Source organism: Bacteroides sp. 2_2_4, from assembly GCF_000157055.1.
Classification (GTDB): Bacteria; Bacteroidota; Bacteroidia; order Bacteroidales; family Bacteroidaceae; genus Bacteroides; species Bacteroides ovatus.
Genome location: NZ_EQ973356.1, coordinates 389,385 through 411,665, shown reverse-complemented (window position 1 = coordinate 411,665; position 22,281 = coordinate 389,385). Strand labels below are relative to the sequence as shown.

Below are 22,281 nucleotides of genomic sequence, written 5' to 3'. Positions count from 1 at the left end.
TTCTTATTTTAATGAGTCAACCTTAGATTCCGGTGCTTTACCGGTATCTTTTGATTCATGTTCCGATTCATCATTTTGTATATAAACTGTCCGTGTCGGGAAGGCGAAGTCAAGACCCGCTTTATTGAAGGTATCCAGAATCTCCATATTCATATTCGAAGTCACCCCTAATATGTCTCCTTGTTTTTCAATAAAGTAGATATACATGATGACAAGTGCGGAATCCGAATATTCCGTAAAAACAGCAACCACATCAGCAGGATTGGAAGAAACATTCTCCACTCTTTTCGGAATGGCTTTCAGTAATTCCAAAGCTTCTTTCATTTTTTCAGCGGTTGTGTCATAAGTCAGTCCGAGATTAAGGACAACCCGTCGCATCGGTTCGGAAGAGATGTTGATGATAGAAGAATCGGTAATCTTATAGTTCGGGAAAGTGATGATGCGCTTGTCATAGTTCATGATTCGCGTGCTTCGGATGCCTATATCGACAACTGTTCCTTCAAAGTTATCGAAACGAATTGTATCTCCGATATTGAACGGTTTGTCTGTCAGGAGCGTGAAAGCACCGAACACATTCTTTACGGTGTCTTGCGCCGCTAAAGCGAATGCGATACCACCGATACCCAGAGTCCCCAGCAATGCACTGATGTTGACACCGACATTACTCAAAGCCATCACAAGACCGATAATCCAGACAACAACCAGCATCGTCCTTTTGATAATCGGCAGCATTTTGTTATTCTGACCGTCACGGTGCCCCCAGTAAACCTGAAGTAAACCGCCGAATAAACGGGCAAACACCCAGGTGATATCCAGCACAATCAGGATGCGGTAAATGTTGTCGACTACCTTTACGAAGCTGTCCGGATAGACCAGCCGGTGAATAGCTATCCAGATGCCCAATAAGATAATAGCAAATTTAATGGGCGGTTCGAGAGAATAAAAGATAATATCGTCCAGATGATTCTTAGTCCGGTCTGTTAATGGTTTAAGTACCTTTTTGCTTAATAGCGATATCAGTTTTACGAGAACAATCGCGGCAACAATAATAAGTATGGAAATAATCCAGTTCTGGATGGAATTTCCCCAAATTTCATTTTCTAACATATTCGAGTTGATTTTAATTGTACATCATGATAATTGTTTTGACTTAGTTTCTATACAGGATCAGAGCGGAAGAAGCTGCGATGGAAACATCTCCACCCGGCAAGTGCTCCTGGCTGTCCAAGTTGATTTGCCCATCTTTGCAAACCACTATCCAATCCTGTTCGGGAAGGTGAATGCCCGCCTCATTCCGGTTGCCATTATAAGCAACTAATATTTCTTTCCACATATCGCCATTGGCATATTCACCCAATGTATAAGCAATGATACCGGAATTTCCCGTATCAAGGAAATGCAGCCATTGTTCCAACCCTTGTACTGTTGGAATGCGAAAGGCCGGATGTGCTTTACGCAATGCAATCAGCCCTCTTATATAGTCGAAAATATCGCGGTTTTGGGCTTTTAAAACCCAGTCAATACGGTTAACGGAGTCGGAAGACTTGTAACTGTTTGGTTCCCCTTGCTTGTCTTGCATGATTTCTTCGCCACTACGGATGAAAGGTATTCCTTGTGAGGTCAGAAGTACTGTATGTATTAATTTGTCGATAGCGGGTAATTCTTCTTCCGCATGTTCACCCTGTACGGATAGCTGAAGTTTGTCTACCAAAGTATATCCGTCATGGCAAGAAACAAAATTGACCATTTGCGAAGGAGCACCGGCGTAAGGGCCGTCACAATAAAGTAAGCCGTCATAATCCACCTGAGGATGTCTTGTGCCGCCGACAATTCCGTATTTTACCGGTTCGAAATGTCCGTTTATGTTTCCGGAAGCATATCCTGGTTCCTGTTCATCAAACGTACTTCCTTTCAAGCCGTCACGAAATTCATCATTGAAAACGGCAATGCCTTCCATCTGCCCTACATTCTCTTTGACTGCCCGTTGTTCGAAAGGCAGCGGGGAGTCGGCAGCCGCCCAACCTTCGCCATAGATGAAAATAGTCGGGTCGATTTTCAGCAATTCTTCTCTAAGGCGGTTCATTGTTTCAATGTCATGTATTCCCATCAGGTCAAAGCGGAAACCGTCGATATGATATTCTTTTGCCCAGAATTTCACTGATTCAATAATGTAACGACGGACCATTTCACGTTCCGAAGCTGTCTCATTCCCGCAACCGGACGCATTGGAGTAGGAGCCGTCGGAATTATGCCGGTAGAAATATCCTGGAACGGTTAAATTGAAATTAGAATGCTCCGTCGAGGCAGTATGATTATACACTACATCAAGAACAATACGGAAACCTTTCTCATGAAGGCTTTTAACCATTTCCTTAAGTTCCCGGATGCGGGCGACAGGATTGGCAGGATCAGTGGAGTAACTTCCGTCCGGCACGTTATAGTTTTTGGGATCATATCCCCAATTATAACTGTTTTCTTCTAAGCTTGTTTCATCTATTGTGGAGAAGTCGAAAGAGGGTAGGATATGGATATGTGTTACACCTAGTTCTTTCAGATGGTCTATGCCGGTCGATTGTCCGTCAGGAGTTTGAGTTCCGGGTTCGGTCAGGGCGAGAAACTTTCCTTTATATTCAATTCCCGAGTCCGGATCAATGCTGAAATCACGGTGATGCAGCTCATAAAGAATAATGTCCGAATACATTTTTAGTTCAGGCGCCCGGTCTGATTCCCAACCTTCGGGATTCGTTGCATTCCAGTCAATTACAGCCGCGCGGTTGCCGTTGATGCCGACTGCTTTTGCCCAAATGCCGGGTGTTTCGTCCAGCCATTTTCCATCTTTTTCTATCTGGAAAGTATAAAAAGAACCTTTCAAGTCACGGTTGACACGGGTACGCCACACACCGTCGTCGGCCATTTCCATTTCGATTTGTTCTTCCGGTTTTCCGCCTTCTCCGGACGAATACAGGTTTAATCGGACGTTGCCGGCACTGGGAGCCCAAAGTGTAAATACGGATTGTTTTGGAGTATAGACCAACTCCAAATCATCTCCGTAATAACACGGATATTTGTCATACGAATCCAATTGATCCGCGGACGGATGATTTTTCAATTCTCTCATGCATTCTAATTTAATATTAATACTATATAAATAATTTAATGAACAAGTGGAATAAATGAACCGGTAAATTCCGTTATGGTATGATGCAAAACAAATGGAAAATTAAAAGTTCCTGTGCTTGTCTTTGTAAATAAGAAAATAAAAGGAATAATTAATATAAATTTACTCTGTTGTGAATCAGAGTTTTATCCTTTGCAATTTTTCATGTTTGTTAGCTTATAATTCATGATAACGAAGGAACTTTGTTAACATCAGCTTTGTTTTATACATTGTTAAATATAAAAAAGAGACAGATATGGAAAATGGTATAATGATGCAATATTTTGAGTGGCATCTCCCGAATGACGGGAAATTATGGAAACAATTAAAGGAAGACGCTTCGCATCTTCACGATATTGGTGTGACCGCAGTATGGATTCCGCCTGTCTATAAAGCCGACGAACAGCAGGATGAAGGATATGCAACCTATGATTTGTATGATTTGGGCGAATTCGAACAAAAAGGAACTGTGAGGACGAAGTACGGCACGAAAGACGAACTGAAAGAGATGATTGACGAATTGCACAAATATCATATTGCGGTTTATTTGGATGTGGTGCTTAATCATAAAGCTGGAGGTGATTTCACCGAGAAATTCATGGTTGTAGAAGTCAATCCGGATCAACGGAACGAAGCTTTGGGAGAACCGTTTGAAATACAGGGATGGACTGGATACAGTTTCCACGGTCGCAAAGATAAATATTCGGATTTCAAGTGGCATTGGTATCATTTTTCAGGAACAGGTTTCGACGATTCAAAGAAGCGGAGTGGTATCTTCCAGATTCAGGGAGAAGGAAAAGCCTGGAGCAAAGGAGTGGACGGTGAGAATGGAAATTATGATTTCCTTTTATGTAATGACATTGACTTGGATCATCCGGAAGTCGTTGCCGAGTTGAACCGTTGGGGAAAGTGGGTTTCTGCCGAACTTAATCTTGACGGAATGCGGTTGGATGCCATTAAGCACATGAAAGACAAATTTATAAAACAATTCCTCGATGCGGTAAGAAGTGAGAGAGGAAAAGACTTCTATGCTGTCGGCGAATATTGGAACGGTGATTTGGAAACACTGGACAACTATCTTGAATCTGTCGGACATAAAGTTAATTTGTTTGATGTCCCATTACATTATAATATGTTTCAGGCATCGCAGGAAGGCAAAAACTATGACTTGAGGAATATTCTGAAGAATACTTTGGTCGAACATCATTGTGAGCTGGCTGTTACGATTGTCGATAATCATGATACGCAGCGTGGCAGTTCTCTTGAATCACAAATTGAAGATTGGTTCAAACCATTGGCTTATGGACTGATTTTAATGATGAAGGACGGCTATCCTTGTATCTTTTATGGAGACTATTACAGTATTAACGGCGAGAAATCTCCACATACCAAGATATTGGATATTTTGTTGGGCGCCAGAAGAAAATACGCTTATGGCGACCAGATTGAATATTTCGATCATCCTTCCACTATTGGCTTTATTCGTATGGGCGACGAAGAGCATCCCGGCTCTGGTCTGGTTTTTCTGATGTCTAATGACGAGGCGGGTAGTAAAATGATGAGTTTAGGCAAAGGGCATAAAGGCGAAGTGTGGCATGAAATCACCGGAAGCATTCAGGATGAAGTGACTTTGGATGAGGAAGGAAACGGTGAATTTTCCGTTGATGCCCGCAATCTTGCCGTTTGGGTAAAGAAAGGTTGAGCCTGCATTACTGATATCTCTTTCGGATATTTGTGTTTAAATACTATTTTACGCCTGGATCATTAATAGTAAAGTTATTCTTCATTATAGATAAACTTGTTTTGGGTTAATAGTAAACTTGTTTTTTACCTATTATAAACTATAATTGCAAGCTTTGATTATATAATTGCAAGTTCCATTTTTATAAATGCAACCTTTGATTATAAAAACGAAACTTGCATTTATAGTTTATGATTAGTCGAAAGCAACTTTAGATATAAAGGAATGGAAGTTTGCTGTTAGGCAATAGCAACTTTACTATTAATACTTTCCGGACGGACAAGTAATAGTTAGTATATGATGATAAGGAGAGATTGTTATGCGCGATAGAATAACAAAAGTAACAATGGCAGATAGTCTTTCAGTTCATTGCGCAAAAGTTCCATTGTCTTTTGCTTGTACCGGTTGATGGATTTGACACTGAGATTCATCTCTTCTGCAATTTCTACATGCGTTTTGCCTTCAAAGAAGCTTTTCATAAATACTGTACGGTAGTTCTCCGGAAGTTTGTCCAATGTTTCATACAACATTCTGTATAGTTCGTCAAGAGTATATACGCTATCCGGTTCTGTTTCATAAACAGGTGCTTTCTTTTGTATATTTTCCGCATAGCTCCATTCATACTCTTGATGCTTCAGAAAGTTCAGGCAACTGTTTTTCACGCACATTTTGATGTAAGCTAATGCAGTGTTCGATTGAAGATTAAAAGAATCAGTATCCAGTTTATCCCATAATGAGGTGAATACATCCGAAACAATGTCTTCACGTGTTTCTTTATCATCAACAAACCTTTTTGCATACAAACAAAATGGGGCGTAGTACTCCTCATAAAGTTGTTTGAAAGCTCGTTCTTTAGTCTGTTTGGAAAAAGATATTTTCATTATTTAGAGATTCTGTGGTTTTTCATTTCGATACAAATATATAATAAGATGGTTAGTTAAACCTAATTTCATATTCTTTTTTTTGTCTTTCAGTTGGTATTATCGCCTCATTTTAACTGGATTCGGGAAAAAATAAAAAAAGTTTGATATCCCTGTCCTTTTTTGAAATCCTGTTTGTATTATTAATGTTATTGAACTTAAAATAATAGCCTATGGAATATATATTTCAATTGAATTAAACAACAAACCTTGATCAACAATCTTTTTCTTTTGTTTTTAGATTCATAGTCCGGGGTCTCGCAAACGCTGACGGGAATCAAAAGTGAGTTTATCATCAGTATGAATGTGGATAAGTGAGGATAATTCACCGCCTTAGTGAAACAAGATGAGTTTGTTGGTAACATTGAATCATTTAGTAATAAATTTATTAATCAACAAGAATTGAAAAACATGAAACGATTGAGTTTTTTATTTATGGCTGTAGTTTGTGCTGTATTCTTTTCGTGCGGGGAAGATGAAGACAAGCAGGTTCATTCAATTACTGCATTTGCCGGTTATGGTGGCGCCATTGCAACTGCTGATAAGGAAATAGCTGTAGCGGGAGAAGCTGTAACTGTTACGGCTACTCCTGCTGAAGGCTTTTTATTTAAAGAATGGAAAGTAAGAGTCGGTAATACTATAGTTGAAAATGTGCAGGCAAATCCTTCCACATTCACTATGCCTATGGAGGATGTGATAATTGTAGCTACATTTATGATAAGAAATGATGTGCTTGAAAGGATAACAGATCCTGCTTTGAAAGCTTATTGTCAATCCAGAATGGATACAGAACAGGAAATAGACGGAGTTATTTATCCGAAGTGGGACACGAATGGTAACGGTGTACTTTCTCCTGATGAAGCATCAGCAGTAAAAGCTATTGATATTACCGGTGGTGTGAATGGAGTCAAAATAAAAAGTGTGAATGAATTGATTGAATTTACAGGATTAGAAGTTTTGAAAATTGGTGGAAACGAACTGGCTACATTGAATGTAGTATGGACCAAGCTTGCAAAACTTGATTGCAGTCATAATGAATTGACCAATTTATCTGTGGGGGGAAGTGAAAAACTGAAAGAATTGTATTGTAACAATAATCATTTGTCTTCATTGAAATTAAAGACTATGGTATACGAGAATGGTTATATGCTCCATTGCGGCAATCAAATGACAGAAGAGGGAGAAGTTCAGATTCTTGAAGCCATATTGACTGACGAACAAATTTCTTTTTGGGAAAGCAACTTGAAGAATCTTAGTGAAAATGCAAATGTGGAAACTAAAACGATGCCTGCTGCGGATGTTTATTTGACATTAACTGAGGCGGCTAAATACCAATGGGGCAATTTGATATTAATACTTGGAGATGACAACGGTAATAGCATACAGATGTATTTGAAATCATCGGAATTACAGCCGGGAGAATATTCAAAAGAGCAGATGAGTAGCGCGTATGTGACAATATCGGGTGGTGGAAGTTATCGGAATTTAGATTCTGACGATCCTGGCTCATTTACTGTAAAATATGATGAAGGTACTGGAGTATACACTATTGAGGGGGTATTGATTTTACAGCCAAATGTATCATATCCTTCTGTAAATGTAGTGAGATTTGAATATGTCGGAGCAATATAATTTGTAACAATAATGAAAAGGAAAACATCCGCAGTTTTTTCTATGTGCGACAAAAAAAGAACCGGCGGATGTCTTTTCTCAAGTTAGTGAAGAATTATTAGCTTTCTGTGTCCCTTTTCAATGAGTCGGTTGTATTATTAATATAGTTGCAATTATAAAAAGGAAGTATGGATAATAAAGAACTGGAGGCATCATTCCGCAAGGCGAAAGCTTTGGGTGATGATATTAGAGAAATGGAGTCGATTGATGCATTAGCTGCTTATCGACAGTCTCAAATGAAGATTCGGAGTCTGAAAAGAACGAGACTGCACAATCAACTGATACGTTGTGCCGCATTTCTGGCCATACCGTTGCTATTGGCTTCATTGACTTTGGGATATTTATATTTTGCAGAACCGGAAGAAATAAGATACGCAGAAGTTACTTCTACTATGGGAACGGTGGTGCGCTACGAACTTCCGGACCATTCTGTTGTCTGGCTCAATTCAGGTAGTAAGTTGCGTTATCCTACTGTTTTCAAAAAAGACAACCGCAATGTGGAACTGACTGGTGAGGCTTATTTTCAAGTGGAGGCAGAACCGGAGCGTCCGTTTTATGTGAATATGCCGAATGGGTTGAGCGTATATGTGTATGGTACGCAATTTAACGTGACAGCTTATGAGGACGATAGCTACATAGAGACTGTATTGGAGAAAGGTAAAGTCAATGTGCTGCCTCCCGGACAGGAAATGATTACATTGCTTCCCGGTGAACAGTTGCTTTATGACAAACAAACCTGCCAGGTGCAGAAGAATCAAGTGGATGTTTATGGGAAGGTGGCTTGGAAGGATGGAAAGTTGATATTCCGGAATGCTTCGTTGGAAGAAATCATCAAGCGTCTGGAACGCCATTTCAACGTAGATATTGAATTCAATAATCATTTGGGAAAGGAGTATAGCTATCGAGCCACTTTCAGAACGGAAACATTGACGCAGATATTAGACTATTTAGCTAAGTCGGCAAACCTGAAATGGAAGATTTTGACTCCCGAACAACGGGAAGATGATGCATTTACAAAAACGAAAATAATAGTAGATTTATATTAGTAATCATCTGAAAAAACAAATAGCCTATGATATAACACATATTGATAATCAAAAAAGGGAGGAGGGCCGCTACCAACGGCTGTCTTCTCCCAATTCTAAAATTCACGGTGCAGGGTCTCGCAAACGCTAACCGGAATCAAAACCTTAGTTCATTTAGTAATAAACTTTAGTCAGCTACAAATGTATGAAAAAAAATCATTCATTTATTGCATTATGCTTTAAATATGCTTTAAATCTAAAACTTCCTTTAGTTATGAGGATTAGTCTAACACTACTTTTTGCAGTCGTATTGCAACTTTCTGCAGCAAATGGCTATGCCCAACGCATACGGGGAACCATTTCGATGAACAATGTATCTGTAGAACAGGTATTGAACAAGATAGAGGAAAGTTCGGATTATGTGTTCCTTTATAATGATAAGGCGATTCAGAAGAACCGCATTGTCTCAGTGAGTAACAATTCCGGCAAGATACAGGATATTCTGGATGAAATATTCCGGGGCACTTCTATATCTTATACGGTAGTGGATAGACAGATCATTCTTTCTGTGAAACCTTTCGTACGGAAAATAGTGGAAGATGCGACTATTCCGGTAAAGGGTATGGTAAAGGATGTGAATGGCGAACCTCTTATTGGCGTAAATGTAAAAATAAAAGGTTCAAATGTTGGTACAATTACAGATATTGACGGTAATTTTACGATTAGGACGAAGAAAGGGGATGTTCTCGAATTTTCTTATGTAGGATATACGGTTCAAAACGTAACAATTACAGGAAATGCGACTTTGAATATTATACTTCAAGAAGACAATGCAGTGCTTGAAGAAGTAGTTGTCACTGCATTGGGTATCAAGCGTTCGGACAAGGCGTTGAGTTATAATGTACAGAAATTGGGCGATGCACAGTTTATGTCTGTCAAGGAAGCCAGTGTGCCGAATGCGTTGAACGGTAAGGTGGCAGGTGTCACTATTAGTCAGGGTGCTTCCGGTATCGGCGGTTCCACAAAGGTGGTGATGCGTGGTACTAAGTCTGTAAATGCAGAAGGGAACAACAATGCACTGTATGTGTTGGACGGCATACCGCTTCCCGACCTTTTCCCGCGGAGAGGGGCTACCTCTAATGCGCAGTATGGAGGAGTGGACGAAGGTGACGGTATCTCCAATATCAATATGGAGGATATTGCGGAAGTGACTGTGTTGACAGGACCTTCGGCAGCCGCTCTCTATGGTGGTCAGGCTGCGAATGGAGTAATCATGTTGACTTCCAAGCAAGGAGGACTGAAAGACGGAAAGCCTCGTATTTCATTCTCCCATTATTCCGATTTCTACCAACCGCTTCTCTTGCCGAAGTTGCAAAATACGTACGGAAGTCGTACGGATGAATTTTCCAGTTGGGGGCCGAAGCTGGAGACTCCTGCGGATTATGATCCGGCAGATTTCTTTGACACAGGCATGAGTTTCTCCAACAGCATCGGGGCACAGTTGGGAACGGAGAATCATAAATCCTATATTTCTCTTTCTTCTTATAATGCCCGTGGGGTAGTCCATAACAACAACCTCGACCGCTACAACGTTTCTTATAATGGTACATACGCCATTACGGACAAACTTTCTTTGGGAGCGACTTTCATGTATACGAATAAGAAGGCGCAGAACATGCTTTCGCAGGGTGATTATTATAATCCGATTGTGCCGATTTATCTGTTCCCGCGCGGGGATAATATAGATAAGTATAAATCTTACGAGCGTTACAGTGCGGACAGAGGATTCCCGGTTCAGTTTTGGCCTTATGGCGACCAAAAGAGAAGTATCCAGAATCCGTATTGGATTACGCACCGCAATTTCAACATTAACCATAACGAGCGTTTCATTATTGGAGGAAGTTTGAAATATACGTTCAATGAATGGTTTAACATCAGTGCTCGTTTCCGTACGGACCGCGATAACAAGAAGAATGAAATCAAGAATTATGCTTCTACATTGTTGTTGCTGGCTTCCAGTTCGGATAAAGGTTCGTACTTGTTGGCAACGGAAAAGAATATCCAGGATTATGGGGATGTGATTGCCAATTTCCAGAAAACGATATCAGACTGGGGATTTGTAGTCAATGCGGGTGCCAGCTTTAAGAATGCGTCATTCGATTATACGGCCAATTCTAACAAACTGGAATTCGGAGCACCTCTTGCCAGTGTAGCCAATAAGTTTACATTGAACAACCTGACTCCGGAACCCCAATATCAGGAAGGTAAAACGATGAAGTCGCAAGCTGTGTTCTTCAGTGCTTCTGTGGATTGGAAAAGAAAAATATTCCTTGATGTAACCGGACGTAACGAATGGACTTCATTGTTAGCCAATACCAAGAACAAGAGTTTCTTCTATCCGTCGGTAGGTATGTCTTTTGTATTGACAGAGTTCTTCAAAGTGCCGGAGAAAATATTGACGTTCTCCAAGCTTCGTTTGTCGTATGCCAAGGTAGGAAATGTGCCGATGTCACTTGCAGGAATCACGATTCCGTCTTATCCGATTAGTCCGGGCGGTGGTGTAAGTATTAATCCTGACCTGCCTATCGATAACCTGAAATTTGAAAAAACACAATCGTTTGAAATTGGTTTGAATGCCCGCTTCCTGAATAACAAACTGGGATTAGACATCACCTATTATAACGCTAATACATACGACCAGTTATTCAAATTCAGAGCACCAGAAAGTAGCGGTTATGCCAACTTCTATGTGAATGCCGGTAAAGTAAACAATAAAGGTCTTGAGGCTTCTATTGATGCCGACCTGACGTTTGGAGAGTTTAATTATTCGCCGAAACTAACCGTTACGTACAATAAAAATAAGATTGTGGAATTGGTGAGGAATATTCCTAACCCCTTTACCGGAGCCAATATGGATGTTTCGCATTTTGACATGGGCGGCCTTTCATATTCATTCCGCAACTATATCGATGAAGGTGGTTCTATCGGTGATATATATGTCAATTCGGTGAAGAAAGACGGAAACGGATATGTATATGTGAATCCGAATACCTTGAGCATGATGGTGGACAATGAAAACTTGATTTATGCGGGAAATACCAATCCTGATTGTTCTTTGGGATTGAACAATACGCTCAGCTATAAAGGGTTTACGCTCTCCTTCCTGATTGACGCCCGGATTGGCGGAAAAGTGGTTTCTGCAACACAAGCTGTGTTGGATTCTTTCGGTGCATCCGAACAGAGTGCAAAGGCACGTGACAATGGTGGTGTGCTTGTAAACGGAGTGCTGATGGATGCGGAAACCTACTATACTCAAATAGGAGCAGGTACAGGCGTATTGTCCAATTATGTATATGATGCTACCAATATACGTTTGAGGGAAGCTTCGCTTTCTTATCGTTTCAAACCATTGTTCAAGAACTTTGTGAAAGATTTGACTCTGTCCGTGACCGGACGTAATTTGTTTATGATTTATAATAAGGCTCCTTTCGACCCGCAACTGACCTCTTCGGTGGGTACTTTCTATCAAGGTATCGATTACTTCCTGATGCCGAGCTTGAGAAGCTTCGGTGTGAGTCTTAAATTTACATTATAACTAAATTAACAAACAGATGAAAATGATACTAAATAATAGATATTTCGGCAAAAGTCTGCTTCTGGTTTCTGCTTGTTCTTTGTGGATGTTGGGAGCTTGTACGGGAGATTTCATGGAGACAAATACCGATCCCAATGCCGTAACGGAAGAAGAGTTAGGGTATGATAACCTGGGTACGGGATCAATGATTACGCAGATGCAATATCAGATGTATCCATGTATTACAAAAGATCAGAATATAGATGTCAATAACTATCAGAAAATGTTTAGCCTTGCCGGAGATATCTTTTCCGGACATCAGGGAGCTTCCAACATGTTTGATAGTAACGGAAGGAATAATACGACGTATGACATGTATCCCGACTGGTGTGCGGCTGCATATACAGTGGCTTATCAAAATTATATGACTCCTTGGTATACTCTTTACACCAAGAGAAATATCAATCCTTCCACATTTGCGGTGGGACAGATTCTGAAAGTATTCGGTATGCACCGTATCACGGATATGTATGGTCCGGTCCCTTATAAGGATTTCGCACCTGCTTCTAATGTTCCGTTCACTTCACAACAAGTCATTTATGAACAGTTCTTTAGTGAATTGGATGAAGCAATCGGGATATTGAAAGAATTTATCAAAGATAATCCCGGTGCCAAACCATTGGTGAGTTATGATAAGATTTATGGCGGTGATTTTGAAAAGTGGGTAAAGTTTGCCAATTCTTTAAAGTTGCGTCTGGCTCTTCGTATCGTGTATGTGGATAAAACGATGGCTCAACAGAAAGCAGAAGAAGCGATAAGAGATGGCGTGTTTATAGATAATGAGGATAATGCCATGTTAAAAGTGGATGGTTCTGCAACAGTCAATCCTTTGTATATGATTTGTTATACTTATAACGACAGTCGTTTGGGAGCAACCATGGAGAGTTACTTAAAAGGATATGAGGATCCTCGTCTGGATATTTGGTTTGCCAAATCGGAAGTTTCCGGATTTAAAGAATATAACGGAATCAGATGTGGTAGTATGTTCAATGGAAATGACTATAAGGTGTTCTCTAATCTGAATGTCTCTTCAAGTACGCCTATCCAGTTTATGAATGCTGGAGAAGTTTATTTTCTGCGTGCGGAAGCTGCTTTGCGTGGATGGAATGCGGGAGGCGATGCAGAAACATTGTATGAAAATGGAATTGCAACTGCTTTCTCCCAACCTTTGGGGGCTACTCAAGCAAAAGCGGGAGACGCGAGTGCATACATAAAACGAACTACTTTGCCGAAAGGCTATGTTGATCCGAAGAACTCCAGTTATAGTGACAGTAGTACGGGACAAGTGTCAGTGAATTGGGCGGACGCCACTGGCTTTGATGAAAAGTTGGAGAAAATCATTACTCAAAAGTGGATTGCTCTGTTCCCTGACGGACAAGAAGCATGGAGCGAATTCAGAAGAACGGGATGTCCGAGAGTGATTCGGGTAGCCAGAAATAATAGTGGCGGGCTTATTGACTCTAAGAAACAAGTGGCAAGATTGCCTTATCCTACCAACTTGTCGAAAGATTATCCCGATTTGTATCAGGAAGCCGTGAATAATTCTGAATTGCTCGGTGGTGCAGATAATGGTGGAACGAAACTTTGGTGGGATAAAAGAAATGATAAACCTTATCAGAATTAAAAATATAGTGTATAATCTTAATAGTTTTATATGGATATGAAAAACGATCGGATAATAAAATTTCTGTGTTGCCTGTTTATGGTGACCCAGATTATCGGATGTAGCGATTGGATAGAAGCAGAACCGACTATTTTGCCGGAAATGAAATATAAGGAATTGACGCCGGAAGAAGAGGCTGCGTTGATTGCCTACAAGAACTCGAAACATAAGATTTTCTTTGCATGGATGAACTATAGTCCTGCTACCTCTTCCATGCAGACCCGGTTAAGAGGTATCCCGGACAGTCTTGATATTGTCTCATTCTTTACGGGATATGTGAATAATAAGCAGAATCGGGAAGATGTGAAGTTTCTTCAAGAGCACAGAGGTACCAAAGTATTGTTGACAATGTGGCCGGATAAATATTTTGCTACGACTGGAGAAGGAAGAGAGGACTTGGATTCGATGATAGTATACGCTGAAAATCTAGTTGATTCTATTTATACATGGGGATTGGACGGGTTTGATTTGGATTACGAACCTAGTTTCGGTGGGGATAGCTATACCACGGAAATGATGCGTACTTTTATTGATGTGATGAGCAAATATCTGGGTCCTAAGTGTGATGAGCAATATAAAGTGAATGGTAAACATAAGTTGCTAGTTGTTGACGGACAGTGGAATGACGCTGAATATGCAGATCGGTTTGATTATTTTATCGGTCAGGCATATAATGCCAGTTCCGAATCTTCATTGAATGGAAGATGTCAGGATGGATCTCAAGACTATGGAAAAGGATTTCCAAATGAAAAGAGAATCTTTTGCGAATGGGTGAGCCAGGTTGGCAATGCGTTTGGACAAGGCGGAGTGAGATACCGGTATAATAATGAATACATCCCCAGTTTATGGGGAATGGCGCATTATGCTGCGGAAAGTCCGAATAATGTAGCGGGTTGTGGTGCTTATGTACTACAGTTCGGATATGCTGAAGGAAACCATTTGAATCTGCCTGTACCACCTAATAATTACTATTATGCACGTCAGGCGATTCAGATTATGAATCCTGCTGGTAAAACAGTGGAAGATGAATCTGAAGGAGAAGAGGATGAAGTCGAAGAATAACAATTATAAAGTTATAAAGAAATGAAGAATTTATTCACAAAAAATATATGGGCTGTTGCTTGCCTTTCATGTCTTGCGTTTATAGGAACGTCCTGCAATGAAAGCATAGATGTGGAAGCGGTGTATATCACTGCTGCTGAAAAGACTCCTATAACGACTTTTTCTGCAACGAACAATAACGATGAACTGGGAATAACAATTTCCAGTTCGTTGGTTGCGAATTCAAATATAGAAGGTGAATTGATGATTGACAATTCATTGGTGGAACGTTATAATAGTGATCATGGGGAATCTTACAAGACACTACCGGAAGGTGCTTGTGTGTTGTCAAGTAGTTCCGTATTGATAGAAAGTGGAAAATATCGTTCTGAAGCGGTAAAATTGGTGGTAAAGGATATCAATGCCATACAGAAAGGCGTTAATTTTTTGTTACCTGTAAAGTTGGTTAGTAAAAATAAAGATTATCCAAGTTTGCCGGGAAGTGATGTTTTGTATGTCATAGTCAACAGAAAATTACTTGTAAACGTTCCAAAACTGAACGGGCAGAATTATTTTAAGATAAACTTTAAGGATAATGATGTTAGCAGATTCCAGAATATGAGTGCATTTACTATCGAAACAAGAGTAAGTTTATGGGAATTCCCTAAATATTATGGCGGTAATCTGATGAGTATTATAGGTTTTCCTGTTGGAGAGAATGCAGAGAAAGGTACATGGATTTTTGTAGACGGAACTCCTGACCGTGTGGGAGGTGAAGGCGATGTGCCTGTCTTTATGTTTGCAACGAAAGGGTGGTCAGTGTATGCCGGTAAGTTGGGATATACGCTCGAAAAGAATGCTTGGTATCATGTAGCCGGAGTGTTTGAAAATAATACCTTGTCTTTGTATATTGATGGAATTTTGTTTGTACAGGCTGAATATGCAAATCCGATTTCATTGTCAGATAAGTTCTACATCGGAGCTGCACCGGGAGTGCAAAACGGTTTCTATTTGAAAGGCTCTGTGAGCGAAGCACGTTTCTGGACAAGGGCATTGTCTGCTTCCGAGTTGAAGAATCCGCTTCATCGTTGTTTTGTAGAAGTGGACAGTGAAGGGTTGGAAGGATACTGGAAACTGGATGACATGAGTGACGAGTGTAAGGATTATACCGGGCACGGTCATACTGCTGTAAAACAAGGAACTGGCGATATAGAATGGATGACTGAGGTACCTTGTCCTTGATTCTTCTAGTTTATTTGTAAGTTTGAATAGAAATAAGAAGGAGATGTGATTATTTTGACACATCTCCTTTTTTTAACCTAAACCTTTTATCTTAATTACTTGCTATTATAAGCCACCAACATCCAAACCAACTTTTCCTGTTCTTTCAGATAATCGCTCATCATCGAAACGGTTACTTCGTCTCCGGCTTGAGAAGCGATAGATAAGATCTTACGTTCTTCACCAATCAGATAGCTGATAGACTGAAGGATATTATTCAATGCTTCGTCTCCGTTGCTTACCTTATCCACTTCATTCACATTTGCTACTTTTAGATAATCGCTGAATTTATTGGCAGGAGTACCACCCAGCATCAAGATACGTTCTGCGATTTCATCCACCTTTTCAGCCGTGTCATCATACATCTTTTCGAATTGACTGTGGAGTACAAAGAAATTATGTCCCTTGATATTCCAGTGGAAACCGCGAAGATTGGTGTAATACACTTGGAAGTCTGCTAATAGTTGTTGCAAAGATGCTACTACGTTGTTTGCTCCCGATTCGTTCAATTTGATAAATTCTAAAGTTTTCATATTCTTCTATTTTTAATGATTTATACTTGTTCTCTTTTTTTCTGTACTGCAAAGATAAGGCGTAAAATGCTTGCTGTCAAACTGAAAATTTCTATCTTTGCATAGATGAAATCTATAACTTAATAAGATTTGATAGATGACGATACAACAATTAGAGTATATACTGGCTGTAGACCAGTTCAGGCATTTCGCACGGGCAGCTGAATATTGTCGTGTGACGCAGCCTACTTTGAGTGCAATGATTCAGAAACTGGAAGATGAACTGGGAGTAAAGTTGTTCGATAGGACAGTGCAACCCGTTTGTCCGACACCCATCGGGCAGAAAGTGATAGACCAGGCTCGCGTGATTCTGGCGCAGGCAGCTCAAGTGAAAGAAATAATCAGTGAAGATAAACAGTCATTGTCAGGCGTATTCCGCTTGGGGGTATTACCTACTATCGCTCCCTATCTGCTTCCTCGCTTTTTTCCTCAACTAATGGAAAAATATCCCGAACTGGATATTCGTGTCACGGAAATGAAGACACAGGATATTCAGCAGGCTTTGCATGCCGGAGATTTGGATGCGGGAATTATTGCCAGCAAACTGGAAGATACGTTCTTGACAGAAGAAACTCTTTTCTATGAGCAATTTTACGCTTATGTGTCACGAAAAGAATCCTCTTTCAAGCATGATATGATCCGTACTTCTGATATAACAGGCGAACATCTTTGGCTTTTGGACGAAGGACACTGCTTTCGCGATCAACTCGTCCGTTTCTGTCAGATGGAGGCTGTGAAGGTTAATCAGATGGCCTATCGTTTGGGAAGTATGGAAACCTTTATGCGAATGGTAGAAAGTGGAAAAGGAATCACTTTTATTCCCGAATTGGCAGTGATGCAATTGACGGAAGAACAGCGGCAGTTGGTACGTCCGTTTGCCATTCCCCGACCTACACGGCAAGTGGTACTGGTAACAAATAAAGATTTTATTCGCCACAGTCTCTTATGCGTCCTGAAAGAGGAAATAAAGGCGGCGGTTCCCAAGGAAATGCTTTCTTTACAGTCCATACAATGTTTGTTATAGCACATTAGGGAATCCCTTTTTCCATCGAGAACAATCTCTTTCTGTAAAAAATGTAGCAAAGTTGCGTTATAATAATACGGATATGTTTTGATTTCTAGTCTGAATTGCTTATTTTTGGAAAGTAAACAAAAACAATATTAATTACTATGAAAAAGTACATTGCAGAAATGATTGGAACGATGGTGCTCGTTCTTATGGGATGTGGTAGCGCCGTCTTTGCTGGTGGTTTGGCTGATACAGTAGGTGCTGGTGTGGGAACAATCGGCGTAGCTTTAGCCTTTGGTTTATCCGTAGTAGCGATGGCGTATGCTATCGGAGGTATTTCGGGATGTCACATTAATCCTGCTATTACATTAGGAGTGTTTTTGACTGGTCGTATGAATGGAAAAGATGCAGGTATGTATATGATTTTCCAGGTAATCGGAGCTATTATCGGTTCGGCTATTCTTTTTGCTTTAGTTACTACCGGTGCTCATGACGGGCCTACAGCGACAGGTTCGAATGGTTTTGGTGATGGAGAAATGTTGCAGGCATTTATTGCGGAAGCAGTATTTACTTTCATTTTTGTATTGGTAGTGCTCGGCTCTACCGATTCGAAGAAGGGAGCAGGTAATCTGGCAGGACTTGCCATCGGTTTGACTCTTGTGTTAGTACATATTGTATGTATTCCTATCACAGGGACTTCTGTGAACCCGGCACGTAGTATTGCTCCGGCATTATTCCAAGGAGGAGAAGCATTGTCACAGTTGTGGTTATTCATCATTGCTCCATTTGTAGGAGCTGCATTGAGTGCAGTAGTCTGGAATTATTTAGGAGATAAGAAATAACTCTTTTAGAAGAAAGAATATAAAATATAAAGAAGAAAGTAAGAGGGCGGCAGTTTCACAACTACCGCCCTCTTTTGCGTAATTAATATATTATATTAAAAAAGAGTGTGTTTCGCATGTTCACATTAGATTAGTCGTCTAAGGAAATTTCACTTCATAAGTTTTCGGCCCGCCATAAATGGTGTTGACACGAATTCTTAGTCCCTTTTTCCCCTCCATCCGGTCTTTAATCTTATCCAGTTTGAAAGACACATATCCTTCACCCAAACGTTGAGGATCATCTCCTTCACTGTTATGACGGAATTCCAGATTGATATATTCGTCCTCCGCATTGCCTTCGTCAGCAGTGGGAGCAGTCTCTTCTTTGTCATTAATCACCAGATTCAGGAAATGTTTTTTATCTTCACTATGTGTTCCGTAATATTGGAATTCAATCGTCAGATATTTATTATCCTTATTGATCCACATATAAGTCGTGTTGATCTTATCATCTCCGATTTTCTCTTCGTCGTTGTCATCTTCACCCATTGTGACGATGTCTTTGGTTAAGATTGGATTGATACCTTTCACCTGAATATTAAGGTCGTATCCATTCACAGGCTCTTCCAACTCGTTGAATATCACAAAAGCTCTTTGTCCCTCCACCCAATCTTCATTGTTCCATCCTTGTGAGTTGCTGGGATACATCTTTTTCCCGTCATCCAAAGTGAAATAAAATTCCTTGCTATCCTGGCTAATCATATTGATGGTGCTGATAGCCAGAAGATCGGACGAATTATCATCGTCGTCCAAGCATGACTGGAGAATCGGCATGGTAGTCATAATAGCAAAGATAAAGGCAATGAATTTAAATTTCTTCATATACTTACTAGGTTTTAGATTTTATAATATTTATGTTTTCTGTAGTGAAAATGCAAGAGGATAGAAAATATTGCATTCGGATCTGTTAAAGAAACAAAAGTGATAAAAGAGTTGTTCTCTCTATGCAGTATTTCTATCTTTGCTGCATTTATAAGGTAAACACGTGTATAAGAGAATGGAAGAAATAGAGTTGTCGGAACAATGTAGGCTGGGTAATAACCGGGCCCGCAAGGAACTGTATGAACAGTATGCGGGGCGTATGCTTGGCATCTGTCTACGCTATACCGGCGACCGGGATACAGCCCAGGATCTGCTTCACGACGGTTTTTTAAAGATATTCGATTCGTTCGATAAGTTCACCTGGAGGGGTGAAGGCTCTTTGCGAGCCTGGATGGAACGGGTGATGGTCAACACAGCTTTACAGTATCTTCGGAAAAATGATGTGATTAATCAGTCGACACCTTTGGAAGAGTTGCCCGAAGAATATGAAGAGCCGGATGCTTCTGATGTAGAAGCCATTCCACAGAAAGTGTTGATGCAGTTTATAGAAGAACTACCTGCCGGATATCGTACAGTGTTTAACCTTTATACATTCGAAGACAAATCGCATAAAGAAATCGCACAGGTATTAGGTATTAATGAGAAATCTTCGGCTTCGCAATTATTTCGTGCGAAGAGTGTATTGGCAAAAAGAGTAAAAGAATGGATAATGCATAATGGATAGATAGAAATGGAAGAGAAAGAATTGTGGATGAATAAGTTGAAGGAGAAGCTCGCGGATTATTCCGAGCCGACGCCTGCTTCCGGTTGGGAACGACTGGAGAAAGAGCTTATGCCTCCTGTGGAGAAGAAAATATATCCTTATCGAAAATGGATGATGGCTGCTGCGGCTGTTATATTGTTGGCTGTCGTTTCGTCAGTAAGTCTGTATTTTCTAGGGACACCCGCTGCGGATGAAATACGTCATATAAAGACTCCGGTATTGGCGTCTACACCTGATGCGTTGCCGGGCGTGCAACAGCCGGATGTACAGGGAACTGTTGTGGAACCTGTCTTACGGCCGGTAACTTGCGAAGATCGTTTGGCGAAAGTCGACAGGAATCATACGGAGCAGAAAACAGGTGTAGATCCATTAGGGATCGGTAATGAAAATAAACTTTCAACAGGAAATGGAGAAGACTCTTTGAGTGAGGAAGATAAGAATGTAAAAGGAAATGGAGAAACTGAAAATGTAAAAGGTGAACCGAAGCAGGCAGAAAATACAGATGTCAGTCAGGGACAGTCACAGGATACAGAGCGATCGAATAACAGACCGCGTCGTCCTTCCGGTAAAGACAAACTTCATATTCCGACAGAAAAAAGATCTTCTCAAAAGGGAACATGGTCAATGGGACTTTCGGTAGGAAATTCAGGAGGTGCTTCAACAGAAGTAGGTGCCGGATCTCATGCTTATATGTCACGTGTGAGTATGCTTTCAGTTTCCAACGGTCTGATGGAGACGATTCCTAATGACCAAACATTGGTTTTCGAAGATGGAGTACCTTACCTGCGTCAGGCAAAACAGGTGGTTGACATTAAACATCATCAGCCTATTTCTTTCGGATTGTCCGTTCGTAAAGGTTTAGCTAAAGGATTCTCTCTTGAGACAGGACTGACTTATACGCTGCTTTCTTCGGATGCAAAACTGGCAGGTGAAGAACAACAGATAGAGCAGAAACTGCATTATATCGGTATTCCGTTGCGTGCCAACTGGAACTTCCTGGATAAGAAACTCGTCACTCTTTATGTTTCCGGTGGAGGTATGGTTGAGAAATGTGTTTATGGAAAGCTAGGATCTGAAAAAGAAACAGTGAAGCCTTTGCAGTTCTCGGTATCCGGTGGTGTAGGTGCGCAGATCAATGCAACGAAACGTTTGGGTATTTACGTGGAACCGGGTGTTGCTTATTATTTCAATGATGGCTCCGATATACAGACTATACGTAAAGAGAATCCGTTTAACTTCAACATACAAGCAGGTGTTCGTCTGACTTATTAGTACGAACTACCTCACTAAATATAGTAACGCCATCCGGTTCGGATACCGTCACTATCCTGATTGGATAGCGTCATTATCCTGACCGGATGGCGTTACTATTTGCTATTTACTATCTTTTTCTTCAGAAAAGTCGGATAATTGAGAAAATATTAATAATATTGTCACCTGTTTATGACCTATGGCTGCATACCTTTGTTGCAAAATTCTAAGATATGGTAGATTCTACAGATGAAAAACATTTATTAATCGACTTAAAAGGCGGTTCCTTTCAGGCATTCGAAAGATTGTATAATATGTATAGTGGCAAACTGTACAATTTCATTATGCGACTCTCTTCCGGCAATCAATATATGGCCGAAGAAGTGGTGCAAGCCACTTTCATTCGTATATGGGAAGTGCATGAAAAAGTAGACCCGGCTTCCTCGTTTATCTCTTTTCTCTGTACGATTGCCAAAAACTTATTGATGAATATGTATCAGCGTCAGACCGTAGAGTATGTTTACAATGAATATCTCATGAAAAGTAGCGTAGACCGTGATTCACAGACAGAAGAGAATATTGATCTGCGCTTTTTGAATGAGTATATCGATTCTCTTGCCGAAGAACTGCCTGCGCAACGGAAGAAAATATTCATTTTGAGCAAAAGGCAGAATTACACAAATAAAGAAATAGCCGAAATCATGGGAATTTCCGAAAGTACGGTTGCTACCCAATTATCTTTGGCTGTGAAATTTATGCGTGAACAGTTGATGAAGCATTATGATAAGGTAATTACCCTTTTGTTGGCCTTTTTTGTTAATGAAATGTAATAGTAATACTTGTTTTTGGA

General features: G+C 40.4%; 17 protein-coding genes. 12 read left to right on the top strand and 5 right to left on the bottom strand.

What is annotated here, in order from left to right:
- Positions 1-3 precede the first annotated feature (3 nt).
- Positions 4-1,107: a mechanosensitive ion channel family protein gene (locus tag BSCG_RS22565; RefSeq protein WP_008774998.1), complete on the bottom strand. Its 1,104-nt coding sequence runs from the start codon at positions 1,105-1,107 to the stop codon at positions 4-6.
- A 43-nt stretch (positions 1,108-1,150) separates the two neighbouring features.
- Positions 1,151-3,118 carry a type I pullulanase gene (pulA, locus tag BSCG_RS22570; protein WP_008774997.1) on the bottom strand — a complete coding sequence of 656 codons (1,968 nt, stop codon included), beginning with the start codon at positions 3,116-3,118 and terminating at the stop codon, positions 1,151-1,153.
- 295 nt (positions 3,119-3,413) lie between these two features.
- Here pulA and BSCG_RS22575 point away from each other — a divergent pair, with 295 nt between their 5' ends.
- Positions 3,414-4,859, top strand: a complete 1,446-nt coding sequence (locus BSCG_RS22575; RefSeq protein ID WP_008774996.1) for an alpha-amylase — start codon at positions 3,414-3,416, stop codon at positions 4,857-4,859.
- Positions 4,860-5,215: 356 nt separating this feature from the next.
- Here BSCG_RS22575 and BSCG_RS22580 read toward each other — a convergent pair whose 3' ends face one another.
- Entirely contained in the window at positions 5,216-5,779 is a 564-nt protein-coding gene (locus BSCG_RS22580; protein ID WP_008774995.1) for an RNA polymerase sigma-70 factor, read from the bottom strand.
- Positions 5,780-6,154: 375 nt separating this feature from the next.
- Between BSCG_RS22580 and BSCG_RS22585 the strand changes: the two genes are divergently transcribed.
- The 6 genes from BSCG_RS22585 to BSCG_RS22610 all read left to right on the top strand — a co-directional run bounded on the left by BSCG_RS22585 (position 6,155) and on the right by BSCG_RS22610 (position 16,094).
- On the top strand, positions 6,155-7,450 hold the full coding sequence (locus BSCG_RS22585) for an InlB B-repeat-containing protein (RefSeq protein ID WP_008774994.1): 1,296 nt from the start codon (positions 6,155-6,157) through the stop codon (positions 7,448-7,450).
- Positions 7,451-7,617: 167 nt separating this feature from the next.
- Positions 7,618-8,535 (top strand): FecR family protein, encoded by a 918-nt coding sequence (locus BSCG_RS22590; RefSeq protein ID WP_008774993.1) that lies wholly within the window; start codon positions 7,618-7,620, stop codon positions 8,533-8,535.
- Between the two features lie 253 nt (positions 8,536-8,788).
- Positions 8,789-12,109, top strand: coding sequence for a SusC/RagA family TonB-linked outer membrane protein (locus BSCG_RS22595; protein ID WP_008774992.1), 3,321 nt, complete (start codon positions 8,789-8,791; stop codon positions 12,107-12,109).
- 22 nt (positions 12,110-12,131) lie between these two features.
- The gene (locus BSCG_RS22600) at positions 12,132-13,772 is read left to right on the top strand and encodes a SusD/RagB family nutrient-binding outer membrane lipoprotein (protein ID WP_032849348.1); all 1,641 of its coding nucleotides are present in this window, start codon (positions 12,132-12,134) and stop codon (positions 13,770-13,772) included.
- Between the two features lie 30 nt (positions 13,773-13,802).
- A complete protein-coding gene (locus tag BSCG_RS22605) occupies positions 13,803-14,873 on the top strand; it encodes a glycoside hydrolase family 18 (RefSeq protein ID WP_008774990.1) in 1,071 nt (356 codons plus the stop codon).
- A 21-nt stretch (positions 14,874-14,894) separates the two neighbouring features.
- Entirely contained in the window at positions 14,895-16,094 is a 1,200-nt protein-coding gene (locus BSCG_RS22610) for a DUF1735 and LamG domain-containing protein (RefSeq protein WP_008774989.1), read from the top strand.
- 95 nt (positions 16,095-16,189) lie between these two features.
- Here the strand turns inward: BSCG_RS22610 and BSCG_RS22615 are convergent, their stop codons facing one another.
- Complete coding sequence (locus BSCG_RS22615) at positions 16,190-16,666, bottom strand: Dps family protein (protein ID WP_004305814.1); 477 nt, start codon at positions 16,664-16,666, stop codon at positions 16,190-16,192.
- 136 nt (positions 16,667-16,802) lie between these two features.
- Between BSCG_RS22615 and BSCG_RS22620 the strand changes: the two genes are divergently transcribed.
- Both BSCG_RS22620 and BSCG_RS22625 read left to right on the top strand, forming a co-directional pair.
- Positions 16,803-17,729, top strand: a complete 927-nt coding sequence (locus BSCG_RS22620; RefSeq protein ID WP_004305816.1) for a hydrogen peroxide-inducible genes activator — start codon at positions 16,803-16,805, stop codon at positions 17,727-17,729.
- 146 nt (positions 17,730-17,875) lie between these two features.
- Positions 17,876-18,556, top strand: a complete 681-nt coding sequence (locus BSCG_RS22625) for an MIP family channel protein (RefSeq protein WP_008774988.1) — start codon at positions 17,876-17,878, stop codon at positions 18,554-18,556.
- A 138-nt stretch (positions 18,557-18,694) separates the two neighbouring features.
- Here BSCG_RS22625 and BSCG_RS22630 read toward each other — a convergent pair whose 3' ends face one another.
- On the bottom strand, positions 18,695-19,417 hold the full coding sequence (locus tag BSCG_RS22630) for a NigD-like protein (RefSeq protein WP_004325420.1): 723 nt from the start codon (positions 19,415-19,417) through the stop codon (positions 18,695-18,697).
- Between the two features lie 175 nt (positions 19,418-19,592).
- On the opposite strand from BSCG_RS22630, the gene BSCG_RS22635 reads away from it, so the two are divergent.
- The 3 genes from BSCG_RS22635 (at position 19,593) to BSCG_RS22645 (ending at position 22,261) form a co-directional block, all read left to right on the top strand.
- Positions 19,593-20,141: an RNA polymerase sigma factor gene (locus BSCG_RS22635; RefSeq protein WP_008774987.1), complete on the top strand. Its 549-nt coding sequence runs from the start codon at positions 19,593-19,595 to the stop codon at positions 20,139-20,141.
- Positions 20,142-20,147: 6 nt separating this feature from the next.
- The gene (locus BSCG_RS22640; RefSeq protein WP_032849319.1) at positions 20,148-21,452 is read left to right on the top strand and encodes an outer membrane beta-barrel protein; all 1,305 of its coding nucleotides are present in this window, start codon (positions 20,148-20,150) and stop codon (positions 21,450-21,452) included.
- 212 nt (positions 21,453-21,664) lie between these two features.
- Entirely contained in the window at positions 21,665-22,261 is a 597-nt protein-coding gene (locus BSCG_RS22645) for an RNA polymerase sigma-70 factor (protein WP_004302285.1), read from the top strand.
- Positions 22,262-22,281 lie beyond the last annotated feature (20 nt).